Here is an 11,418-nt window from a genome sequence, read left to right on the forward strand (position 1 = left end):
GTTTTACCGATCGCCGGTTGTCAGCGCTACACTGCCAACGCATTCCATTGCAGCGGATTATTACCAGGTTTTACCAATGTTAAACTGGAACTGCTCCGCTTTGTCTCCATCGTATTTCTTAAACGGCTGGGCGTAAGAGAAGACCAACGGCCCCAGCGGTGACATCCATTGTAATGCGATACCTGCGGACATGCGAATGTTGCTCGGATCGCTGTAGTCCGGAACCCCCGCCGCACGCATCTGGGCGGTGTTCTCCCAGTTGGTGTCCCACACTGTACCTGCATCCATAAAGAAGGAGGTGCGGACAGAGTTTGCGTACTTGTCGCTGATAAACGGCGTAGGCGTGATGAACTCGAGGCTCGCCACGGCCATAGCGTTACCACCTACTGCGTCATCAGAGCTACATACTTGCTTAGGATCACGGCTTGCGCAGTTATCTTCGTCATTACCGCCGTAATAAACCGCTTTCGGACCAATGTTATTGGACTGGAAGCCACGCACGGTGCTTGAACCACCGGCGTAGAAGTTTTCATAGAACGGCAGTTCTTTGCTTCCAATACCGTCACCATAACCCCAACGGGTACGACCCAGAACAACCCACTTGTGATCTTCATCAATTGGGAAGTAGGACGCCGTATCCAGCGTGACCTTGTAGAACTCGTTATCCGAGCCCGGGATAGTCACTTTACCGTTCAGGTTGACACGTGAACCTTCCGTCGGGAAGTAGCCACGGTCAAGACGGTTGTAGGTCCAACCGTAGTTGAAGGTGAAGTCATCCGCGGCGAAACCGTTGTCATCGCTGGACGTACTCGCCGACTGACCGATGGAGTCCAGGTAACGCCACATCGCCACCTGCGGTTGCATGTTGGACAGGTCGTTATGCACGTACCCTAAACCTGCGCGCAGGGTGTTGTATTCGTTAACCGGGAAGCCGAGCGTACCATCCAGACCGTAACTCTTGTTGGTATACGAGGAGAGGTCCGCGTCATCCGCTTTAAAGTCGTTATAGAAGATACGACCGCCCAGGCTTACACCGTCAACGGTGAAGTATGGGTTGGTAACAGAGAACTCAGAGTAGGTCTGGTAGTCGTTTTTCGTCCCGTTGATACCGACAGAGTAGCCCGTACCCAGCCAGTTATCCTGCTGAACACCGACCTGGAAGCTCACGCCACTTTCAGTACCGTAACCAATACCAAAGTTGAAGCTACCGGTATTACGTTCTTTAACTTTATAAACAACATCAACCTGATCCGGACGACCTGGTACACGCTGAGTATCGGTATCGACCGTTTCGAAATAGCCCAGACGGTTCAGACGCTCTTTACCCTGGTCTACCAGATCGCTTCCCAGCCATGCCCCTTCCATCTGGCGCATTTCACGGCGCAGAACGGAGTCTTTAGAGGTATCGTTACCTTCGAAGCGGATCTTACGCACATAGAAACGGTTGCCCGCATCAACGTTAACGTGCAGCTTAACGGTTTTATCCGTGTCGTTAATTTCCGGCTGCGTTTGCACACGCGGATACGCATAACCATAACGGCCGAGCAGCTTCTTAATGCTGTCTTCCATTTTGGTGACTTTAGATCCGCTGTACAGATCGCCCGGCTGAATTTTGGTCAGAGATTCAATTTCAGCTGAATGTCCTGCCAGGTTGCCGCTGACTTCAACACCTGAAAGCGTGTACTTATCGCCTTCAGTGATGTTAACGGTAATGTAGATACCTTTCTTGTCCGGAGTCAGACTCACCTGAGTTGAATCGATGTTGAAACGGGCGTAACCGCGATCCAGATAGTAGCTGCGCAGGGTTTCAAGGTCACCCGCCAGTTTCTGTTTCTGGTATTTACGATCGCCCACCACGTTCCACCACGGCACTTCGTCACGCAGCTGGAAGTTGGAGATCAGTTCGTCGGTGCTGAACGCGTGGTTACCCACGATGTTGATCTGCTGGATCTTCGCAGAAACACCTTCCTGGAAGACCAGTTTCAGGTCGACACGGTTACGTGGCAGCGGTGTAACAACCGCTTTAACGCTCGCGCTGTATTTACCGACGCTGTAATAGAAATCTTCCAGACCTTTTTCAATGTCTGCAAGGGTTGTGCGGTCCAGAGATTCCCCCACACGAACACCCGATGCCTCAAGGTTCTGCTTGAGCATGTCATCTTTCACCGACTTGTTGCCGGAGAAAGTGATGCTGGCAATCGTTGGACGTTCTTTTACCTGAACCACCAGCGTATCACCATCGCGCAGGACGCGGACGTCCTCAAAGTTGCCAGTGGCAAACAGAGCACGGATGGTGTTACTGATATCTTCATCATTAACCGTATCGCCGGGGCGCACAGGCATACTGAGGAGGGCCGCACCAACGGCGACACGCTGAAGGCCTTCGAAATGAATATCTTTCACTACGAACCCGTCAGCACCGTATACGGTCGCGCTGCTAAACAGCAGCGACGCTATGAGCAACTTTTTCATCGCCATCGTTATTATGCGTTCTTCCTAACTAACTCTCTTACAACCGAGAGAAATCATTGAAAAGTGCAAGCCCCATTAACAGCACCAGCAAAATCGAGCCAATGCGATAACTAAAGTCTTGAACTCGCTCGGATACCGGTCCGCCTTTTAGCTTTTCAATCGCTAAAAACAGCAAATGGCCCCCATCTAGTACGGGAAGCGGGAACAGGTTGATTATCCCCAGGTTCACGCTAATCAGCGCAAGGAACATGAGATAGTAAATCACCCCGAACTCCGCTGACATCCCAGCCCCCTGAGCAATCGAAATTGGCCCACTGAGGTTGTTCAGTTTCACATCACCGGTTATCAATTTCCCCAACATGTTGACCGTAAGCTTCATCAGCTGCCATGTTTTATCCGTGGCCTCAACGATGGCGCTAAACGGCCCATACTGGCGTATTGTCTTGTACTCATCTGGCAGTGGGATCACTTTCGGCACAACGCCGGCAAACCCTTCCGCCTTACCGCCGCCCGATTTGGTATCCGGGGTGAGAGTCAGTGAGAGCGAACTCCCCTGCCTTTCCACTTCCAGCGCGAGCGGCTTGCCTGGATTATCGCGCACCAGAGTAACAAAGGTCATCCATTGTGTTAATGGCTGACCATCGACTTTAACGATCCTGTCACCCGCTTGTAAACCTGCTTTACTCGCTGCCGATTTGGCCTGTACTTCGGCTAATACCGGCTCGATCTGCGCGCCGCGCGGTCGAATCCCGAGTGCGGCGACAGGGTCCTCTTTGTCTGGCTCAAAGCGCCAGTGGCGTAAATCCAGCACTTTTTCCTGCCGCTGGTCGGAACCAAATGGCGATACGCTGACGGTTGTCTGCTCATCACCGATTTTGGCAACCAGTTGTAACCTCACGGCATCCCAATCAGGGGTTTCGATACCATCAATCGCTTTAAGTTCCATTCCCGGTGTAATTTGCGCCGTTGCCGCAATAGAACCCGTGGTGATTTCGCCCACGACCGGGCGCACGCCAGGCACGCCGATGATAAACACCAGCCAGTAGGCGAAGATAGCGAAGATGAAATTGGCTACCGGGCCGGCAGCGATGATGGCAGCACGTTGTCCAACAGTTTTATTGTTAAACGCGCGATGGCGAAGTTCCGGGGCGACAGGCTCAACGCGTTCGTCGAGCATTTTGACATAGCCGCCCAGGGGAATCAGAGCAATGACAAACTCGGTGCCATGCTTATCGGTACGCTTCCAGAGCGATTTGCCAAAGCCAATCGAGAATCGCTCCACCCGCACACCACAGCGCCGGGCAACCCAGAAATGGCCAAATTCATGCACGGTAATCAGTACACCCAGTGCAACAATGAACGCCGCCAGATTCCAGAGAATGCTCAGCATAAAACCTTCCGTTATATCGTCCCAAACACCAGTAAAAGCAGGCAAGCAAATACGGGAACAGCCGCGGTAAGGCTGTCAATGCGATCCAGTATTCCGCCATGTCCTGGAATCAGGTGACCACTGTCCTTAATCCCTGCTTCACGCTTAAACATACTCTCGGTTAAATCACCCAGCACCGATGCCAGCGCCGCGAAAATCGAACATACCAGCAGCGTGGAGGGGGCAACCTCAAGATTCGCCCAGACCCCATAGCCCCAGGAGATAATTGCTGCCGTAAACAGGCCGCCAATGAAGCCTTGCCAGGTTTTGCCCGGAGAAACCTTTGGCGCCAGTTTATGTTTGCCGAACAGTTTACCAAACATATAGGCCCCGGAGTCAGCCCCCCAGACGAGAATCATCACATAAAGCAGCCATATCGCGCCGCTGTAGTGGTTTTCGTCATAGTGCCAGGCGCGCAGCGCAACCATCCCCCAGAAAAAGGGAACAATCGTGAGCAGACCAAAAATAAGGCGCAACACTTTAGAGTTACGCCAGATCGCCGCAGAGCCTGGATAGAAAAGCACTAAAACAAGCGCAGCAATCCACCAGGCCAGCGATATCCATAAGGATCCGGCAACCAGCGGCTGGTGAACATCGTGATGATATTCAGGCAAGGTATACAGCATCAGGGCCAGTAAAAAACCACAGAGTACCGCCAGCCATACCCGCTGAGTGCGCGAGGTAAAGCCGCTAAGCTGCCCCCATTCCCACGCGGCGAGCATACACACCACCAGCGTAACAATAGCGAATCCCACCGGAGGCAGTAAAAACAGCGCTGCGATGACGACGGGTATTAATACAAAAGCGGAAATCAGGCGATACTTCAGCAAAAGCTACCCCCATCAGGCGTTATCGCCACCAGGCTCGGTGCCGCCGAAACGACGCTCTCGATTGGCAAAGGCATGCAGCGCACCTTCAAAGTCTTGTTCATCAAAATCTGGCCAAAGAACATCCGTAAAGTAAAGTTCGGCGTAGGCAATTTGCCACAGCAAAAAGTTACTAATGCGATGCTCCCCCCCTGTCCTTATAACCAAATCCACGGGTGCCAGTTCATTCATGCAGATTTGCTGACTCAGCGCCTCTTCATCAATCTGGTCGGGTCTTAACAGCCCTTCCTGAACCTGCTCAGCCAGATGCCGAACCCCCTGGATAATATCCCAGCGTCCGCCGTAATTCGCCGCGATATTGAGCGTCAGGCCGGTATTATTTTCCGTCAGCGCTTCTGCTTTGCGAATCCGTTCCTGCAAACGTGAGTTAAAACGACTGGTTTCGCCAATAATACGCAAGCGGACGTTGTGGCGGTGCAGGCTTTTTACTTCGCTATCGAGCGCCCACACGAACAGTTCCATCAACGCAGTCACTTCCTGCGCAGGTCGATTCCAGTTCTCACTGCTAAAAGCATAGAGCGTTAACGCATCAATGCCGTTATTGGCGGCAAAAGAAACGGCGCGGCGAACAGATTTCGCCCCAGCTTTATGCCCAAAGGCTCGTATCTTCCCTTGTCTTTTCGCCCAGCGGCCATTGCCATCCATGATGATTGCAACATGGCGACAGCCATGTGCTGGCAAGTTTTCGCTTATTGGTTGATTCGCAGACAACATAACGCGTTTTTAGTCCCTGAAAGGATTTAACGGTACACAGGAATACTGAAGCCTATACATAAAAAAGCCGTGTCAAACCACGGCTTACCTGACCACTTAAAGCCAAATACCTGCGATCAGGTGGCGCAGACTATATCACTGAAGCCCAACGCTAACAAATAGCACGACGACTAGTGCTTGCTTTATCACCAGCTTGCGAGACGTGTCACCTGTTTACGCGCAACAATGCGTGCCTGTTCATCCACGGCCAGCACCTCTTCCACGCTCTGCGGCTCACGCAAATCCATCATCTCCAGCACGGATAAATTCAACGCGGCGATATCAGTAAAGCGGATCTGCTGGTTCAGGAATGCTTCAACGGTCACTTCATTGGCTGCATTAAGCGCCGTTGTCGCCGCCTGCCCCTGATCGAAGGCCGTCATCGCCAGTTTCAGACAGGGATAACGGTCGTAATCAGGCTCGCTAAACGTCAGTGAACTCAGCTTGCAAAAATCGAGAGGCTTAACGCCCGATTTTACGCGGTTTGGCCACGCCATTGTATGAGCAATTGGCGTACGCATATCCGGTTCGCCCAGCTGGGCCAGCACGCTGCCGTCCTGATAGCGCACCATCGAGTGAATCACCGACTGCGGGTGGATCAGCACTTCCATCTGTTTCGCCGACGCATTGAACAGCCAGCGAGCTTCAATGTATTCCAGACCTTTGTTCATCATGGTGGCCGAATCGACGGAGATCTTACGCCCCATTGACCAGTTCGGATGACGACATGCCTGATCCGGCGTCATTGCGCTCAATTCAGACAGTGGCGTTTCACGGAACGGGCCACCAGACCCGGTAAGCAGAATCGACACAACGCCATTCTGCTCCAGGTCAGCGTACCCCAGGTTTTGTTGAAAAGGTTGGGGTAAACTCTGAAAAATGGCGTTGTGCTCGCTATCGACCGGCAAAAGACGTGCCCCACGCTGTTTTACCGCCTCCATAAAGAGGCGTCCGCAGGTGACCAGCGACTCTTTGTTCGCAAGCAGGACATCTTTCCCCGCATCGATCGCGGCAAGCGTCGGCAGAAGACCCGCCGCCCCGACGATTGCCGCCATAACCTGATCGACTTCATCAAGCGCGGCCATATCGCACGCCGCCTGTTGCCCGCTGAGCACCTCGGTACGGCAGCCCTTCTCCTGCAACAGCGCTTTTACCTGGCGGGCGCTCTCTTCATCATCCATCACCGCAAAACGGGGGGTAAACTCCAGGCACTGTTCGACCATTCGCTGCACGTTTTTTCCGGCCACAAGCGCGGCTACGGTGTAGCTGTCAGGATTATGACGTACAACGTCGAGAGTGCTGCAACCGATAGAGCCGGTCGAGCCGAGGAGAGTGAGATGCTTCATGAGATGCCCAAAAGTTAGACCAGATAAAAGCAAAACGCCGCCAGCAAGACTCAATGTCCTTCTGAACGGCGTTTATCAGTGTACAGCGAAAATCAGAACTGCATCAGTTCCGCTTCTTTTTCTGCCAGCGCCGCATCAATTTTCTTGATCGCCGCGTCGGTCATTTTCTGAATGTCGTCCTGAGAACGACGATCGTCGTCTTCGCTGATCTCTTTTTCTTTCAGCAGGGCTTTCACTTTATCGTTCGCATCGCGACGCACGTTACGTACGGAAACGCGACCCTGCTCAGCTTCACCGCGAACCACTTTGATCAGGTCTTTACGACGCTCTTCCGTCAGCGGAGGCAGTGGAACGCGAATATCCGCGCCCGCTGAGCTTGGGTTCAGACCCAGGTCAGATGCCATGATCGCTTTTTCAACGGCCGGGCTCATTGAGCGATCGAACACGTTGATTTTCAGGGTACGGGTATCTTCTACCGTCACGCTCGCCAGCTGACGCAGTGGCGTAGGCGTACCGTAGTATTCTACGATGATGCCATCCAGCAGGCTTGGGGAAGCTCGGCCAGTACGGATTTTGCTGATTTGGTTTTTGAACGCTTCTACGCATTTGTCCATGCGTACTTCAGCATCTTTTCTGATGTCGTTAATCACGTTACGGATCCTTGAAAACTTATCTCAGGCAGACTATCCGCCAGCACAGCGCTACAGGTGTGCTAAGTATAGTCGCGTTTAATTCATGACAACGCCAAAGGCGCGCCCGGGTAAGATACCACGTCGAAATAAAGCGGAATCTTACCTGTATTTATCGCCGACGGAAATTATTCCGTGATCAAAGTGCCTTCTTTTTCGCCCATAACAACGCGACGCAGCGCGCCAGGCTTGTTCATATTGAAGACACGGATCGGCAGTTTGTGGTCACGAGCCAGCGTAAAGGCGGCAAGATCCATCACTTTTAGCTCTTTTTCCAGCACTTCGCTGTAGCTCAGCTGATCGTACATGGTCGCTGAAGGATCTTTTGCCGGGTCGGCAGTAAACACGCCATCTACTTTGGTCGCTTTCAGCACCACATCGGCTTCGATTTCGATACCGCGCAGGCAGGCTGCGGAATCGGTGGTAAAGAACGGGTTACCCGTACCGGCGGAGAGGATCACCACGCGGTTGTTGCGCAGCAGGCTGATGGCCTCTGCCCAGCTGTAGTTATCGCATACGCCATTCAAAGGAATAGCGGACATCAGGCGAGCGTTCACATAGGCGCGATGAAGCGCATCACGCATCGCCAGGCCATTCATCACGGTTGCCAGCATACCCATGTGGTCGCCCACTACGCGGTTCATCCCCGCTTTCGCCAGACCAGCACCACGGAAAAGGTTGCCACCGCCAATGACCACGCCAACCTGAATACCCAGTTCGACCAGTTCTTTGATTTCCTGTGCCATGCGATCAAGGATGCTTGCGTCAATACCGAAGCCTTCCGATCCTTGCAGCGCTTCGCCACTCAGCTTAAGCAGAATGCGTTTGTACACGGGTTTTGCATTGGTAGCCATGTTTCTTTCCTGAGACTGTCAACGATTAAGATGGGGTTAATTCTGGCGACATGATATGTCGCAAATCAGCACAGCGATACTGGAGCCTGTCTGATTTCGTGAGACGGGTGACAAAAAGAAGCCGCCCTCAGGCGGCTCCTTTTCAATCATTAAGACTGCTTGGACATTGCAGCAACTTCTGCTGCGAAGTCAGTCTCAACTTTCTCGATGCCTTCGCCCACTTCGAAGCGGATGAAGCCAGTTACATCAGCGTTGTGCTCTTTCAGCAGCTGAGCAACAGACTTGCTTGGATCCATTACGAAAGGCTGGCCAGTCAGAGAAACTTCGCCGGTGAATTTCTTCATGCGGCCTTCAACCATTTTCTCTGCGATTTCTTTTGGCTTACCAGACTGCATCGCGATGTCCAGCTGAACCTGGTACTCTTTCTCTACCACTTCAGCAGACACGTCTTCTGGCTTAACGAATTCTGGTTTGCTTGCAGCGATGTGCATTGCCAGCTGTTTAACCAGCTCTTCGTCAGCGCCTTTAGCCGCAACCAGAACACCGATACGCGCGCCGTGCTGGTAAGAGCCCAGAACGTCACCTTCCAGGGAAGCAACGCGACGGATGTTGATGTTCTCACCGATTTTAGCAACCAGCGCAACACGCTCTTCTTCGAACTGTGCTTTCAGAACTTCAACGTCAGTGATTTTGCCTGCAACCGCTGCGTCCAGAACTTTGTTAGCAAATGCCTGGAAACCAGCATCTTTAGCAACGAAGTCAGTCTGGCAGTTAACTTCCAGAATGATGCCGTAGTTGCCGTCGATTTTGGTGATGATCACGCCGTCAGCAGCAACGTTGCCTGCTTTCTTAGCTGCTTTGATCGCACCGGATTTACGCATGTTTTCGATTGCCAGCTCGATGTCGCCGTTCGCTTCGGTCAGCGCTTTTTTGCAATCCATCATGCCTGCGCCAGTACGCTCACGCAGCTCTTTTACCAGGGATGCGGTAATTTCAGCCATTCTTAAATCCTCGGGAGATGTGAACTGCCCGGCCGGGAGCCAAACAGTATAAATTGAAAAAAGGGGCCGATAATGGGCCCCTATTCATACACGGTACTAATAAGGGGTAAAACCTTATTATTCAGCTTCTACGAAGCTTTCTTCCGCCTGAGAAGCCAGATCCTGGGAACGGCCTTCACGAACGGTAGCAGCTACAGCGCTCAGGTACAGGCTAACAGCACGGATTGCGTCGTCGTTACCCGGGATAACGAAGTCAACACCGTCCGGATCGGAGTTGGTATCAACGATAGCGAATACCGGGATACCCAGGTTGTTAGCTTCTTTGATTGCGATGTGCTCGTGGTCTGCATCGATTACGAACAGCGCGTCTGGCAGGCCGCCCATATCTTTGATACCGCCCAGGCTGTTTTCCAGCTTGTCCAGTTCACGAGTGCGCATCAGCGCTTCTTTCTTAGTCAGCTTATCGAAAGTACCGTCCTGAGACTGGGTTTCCAGATCTTTCAGGCGCTTGATGGACTGACGAACAGTTTTCCAGTTGGTCAGCATGCCGCCCAACCAGCGATGGTTCACGAAGAACTGGTCGCAGCTGTTAGCAGCATCTTTCACAGCTTCGCTTGCAGCGCGCTTAGTACCAACGAACAGAATCTTACCTTTACGGGAAGAGATCTTGTTCAGCTCAGCCAGGGCTTCGTTGAACATTGGTACAGTCTTCTCAAGGTTGATGATGTGAACTTTGTTACGTGCGCCGAAGATGAAAGGCTTCATTTTCGGGTTCCAGTAACGGGTCTGGTGACCGAAGTGAACACCAGCCTTGAGCATGTCGCGCATGGAAACAGTTGCCATGTTTAAAACCTCTATATTGAAAGTTGGGGTTATGCCTCCACGTATCCCATATTACCGACCCCGAAGGGCACCCCGGAATATGTGCCGATACGTGTGTGTTGTTACACAAAGTGAGATTTGTCGCTCCCGTCCAGCCTGTGTATCTGAGATGGATCGGAAGTCCGGCGCGCTTTATATCACAAAACACGGCCAGAAACCAATAATTGTTGGCGGAGTGTGCTGTTAATGATTCTCAATTTGGCACGGGGTGCGCCTGACTGATACCATTGACAACACTTACACTAGTATTGTCGAAAAAATCGACACCGATGGACAGATTACATGGCTATCTCTATTAAGACACCTGAAGAAATTGAAAAGATGCGCGTCGCCGGTCGTCTGGCCGCGGACGTGCTGGAAATGATTGAGCCGTTTGTGAAACCGGGCGTCAGCACTGGCGAACTGGATCGCATCTGTAACGACTATATCGTCAACGAACAGCACGCGGTCTCCGCCTGCCTTGGCTATCACGGTTTCCCGAAATCCGTCTGCATCTCTATTAATGAAGTGGTTTGCCACGGCATTCCGGATGACGAGAAGCTGCTGAAAGATGGCGACATCGTCAACATCGACGTGACCGTCATCAAAGACGACTACCACGGCGACACCTCTAAGATGTTCATCGTTGGCAAGCCAACGATTCTGGGCGAGCGTCTGTGCAAAGTAACGCAAGAGAGCCTCTACCTGGCGCTGAAAATGGTGAAGCCGGGCATCCGCCTACGCACCATCGGCGCCGCAATCCAGAAATTTGTGGAAGCGGAAGGTTTCTCCGTGGTGCGCGAATATTGCGGTCACGGTATTGGTCGTGTGTTCCATGAAGAACCGCAGGTTCTGCACTACGATGCAGACGACGGCGGCGTAGTGCTGCAAAAGGGCATGACCTTCACGATCGAGCCAATGGTCAACGCGGGTGATTACCGCATCCGTACCATGAAAGATGGCTGGACGGTAAAAACCAAAGACAGAAGCTTGTCTGCCCAGTACGAGCATACTATTGTGGTTACAGACAACGGCTGCGAAATTATGACGTTGCGCAAGGATGACACCATCCCGGCGATACTGACGAACATTGAGTGATAAGAAGCCGGCGAATGCCGGCTTTTTT

10 protein-coding genes are annotated in these 11,418 nt (G+C 52.4%); 1 reads left to right on the forward strand and 9 read right to left on the reverse strand.

The window, feature by feature from the left end:
- Positions 1-60 precede the first annotated feature (60 nt).
- The 9 genes from bamA to rpsB all read right to left on the reverse strand — a co-directional run bounded on the left by bamA (position 61) and on the right by rpsB (position 10,274).
- Entirely contained in the window at positions 61-2,478 is a 2,418-nt protein-coding gene (gene bamA / locus ACOTX1_RS09190) for an outer membrane protein assembly factor BamA (RefSeq protein WP_003856172.1), read from the reverse strand.
- Between the two features lie 31 nt (positions 2,479-2,509).
- Positions 2,510-3,862 carry a sigma E protease regulator RseP gene (rseP, locus tag ACOTX1_RS09195; protein ID WP_003856174.1) on the reverse strand — a complete coding sequence of 451 codons (1,353 nt, stop codon included), beginning with the start codon at positions 3,860-3,862 and terminating at the stop codon, positions 2,510-2,512.
- Between the two features lie 11 nt (positions 3,863-3,873).
- Entirely contained in the window at positions 3,874-4,731 is an 858-nt protein-coding gene (cdsA, locus tag ACOTX1_RS09200) for a phosphatidate cytidylyltransferase (protein WP_003856175.1), read from the reverse strand.
- A 12-nt stretch (positions 4,732-4,743) separates the two neighbouring features.
- Entirely contained in the window at positions 4,744-5,502 is a 759-nt protein-coding gene (gene ispU / locus ACOTX1_RS09205) for a (2E,6E)-farnesyl-diphosphate-specific ditrans,polycis-undecaprenyl-diphosphate synthase (RefSeq protein ID WP_003856176.1), read from the reverse strand.
- A 185-nt stretch (positions 5,503-5,687) separates the two neighbouring features.
- Positions 5,688-6,887, reverse strand: a complete 1,200-nt coding sequence (gene ispC, locus ACOTX1_RS09210; RefSeq protein WP_023315432.1) for a 1-deoxy-D-xylulose-5-phosphate reductoisomerase — start codon at positions 6,885-6,887, stop codon at positions 5,688-5,690.
- A 92-nt stretch (positions 6,888-6,979) separates the two neighbouring features.
- Positions 6,980-7,537, reverse strand: coding sequence for a ribosome recycling factor (gene frr, locus ACOTX1_RS09215; RefSeq protein WP_003856180.1), 558 nt, complete (start codon positions 7,535-7,537; stop codon positions 6,980-6,982).
- A 167-nt stretch (positions 7,538-7,704) separates the two neighbouring features.
- Positions 7,705-8,430, reverse strand: coding sequence for a UMP kinase (gene pyrH / locus ACOTX1_RS09220; RefSeq protein WP_003856194.1), 726 nt, complete (start codon positions 8,428-8,430; stop codon positions 7,705-7,707).
- A 149-nt stretch (positions 8,431-8,579) separates the two neighbouring features.
- On the reverse strand, positions 8,580-9,431 hold the full coding sequence (tsf, locus tag ACOTX1_RS09225; protein WP_003856196.1) for a translation elongation factor Ts: 852 nt from the start codon (positions 9,429-9,431) through the stop codon (positions 8,580-8,582).
- A gap of 117 nt (positions 9,432-9,548) precedes the next feature.
- On the reverse strand, positions 9,549-10,274 hold the full coding sequence (rpsB, locus tag ACOTX1_RS09230; RefSeq protein ID WP_003856207.1) for a 30S ribosomal protein S2: 726 nt from the start codon (positions 10,272-10,274) through the stop codon (positions 9,549-9,551).
- Positions 10,275-10,595: 321 nt separating this feature from the next.
- Here rpsB and map point away from each other — a divergent pair, with 321 nt between their 5' ends.
- A complete protein-coding gene (map, locus tag ACOTX1_RS09235) occupies positions 10,596-11,390 on the forward strand; it encodes a type I methionyl aminopeptidase (RefSeq protein WP_003856208.1) in 795 nt (264 codons plus the stop codon).
- Positions 11,391-11,418: the final 28 nt, after the last annotated feature.

It is taken from the genome of Enterobacter cloacae complex sp. IR5401, assembly GCF_049238425.1.
Lineage (GTDB): Bacteria > Pseudomonadota > Gammaproteobacteria > Enterobacterales > Enterobacteriaceae > Enterobacter > Enterobacter hormaechei_C.

What these genes read in the sequence shown, in the direction of transcription:
- bamA (WP_003856172.1), bottom strand. Translation starts at nt 2,478, where the DNA reads ATGGCGATGAAAAAGTTGCTCATAGCGTCGCTGCTGTTTAGCAGCGCG.
- ispC (WP_023315432.1), bottom strand. Translation starts at nt 6,887, where the DNA reads ATGAAGCATCTCACTCTCCTCGGCTCGACCGGCTCTATCGGTTGCAGC.
- tsf (WP_003856196.1), bottom strand. Translation starts at nt 9,431, where the DNA reads ATGGCTGAAATTACCGCATCCCTGGTAAAAGAGCTGCGTGAGCGTACT.
- ispU (WP_003856176.1), bottom strand. Translation starts at nt 5,502, where the DNA reads ATGTTGTCTGCGAATCAACCAATAAGCGAAAACTTGCCAGCACATGGC.
- rseP (WP_003856174.1), bottom strand. Translation starts at nt 3,862, where the DNA reads ATGCTGAGCATTCTCTGGAATCTGGCGGCGTTCATTGTTGCACTGGGT.
- pyrH (WP_003856194.1), bottom strand. Translation starts at nt 8,430, where the DNA reads ATGGCTACCAATGCAAAACCCGTGTACAAACGCATTCTGCTTAAGCTG.
- map (WP_003856208.1), top strand. Translation starts at nt 10,596, where the DNA reads ATGGCTATCTCTATTAAGACACCTGAAGAAATTGAAAAGATGCGCGTC.
- rpsB (WP_003856207.1), bottom strand. Translation starts at nt 10,274, where the DNA reads ATGGCAACTGTTTCCATGCGCGACATGCTCAAGGCTGGTGTTCACTTC.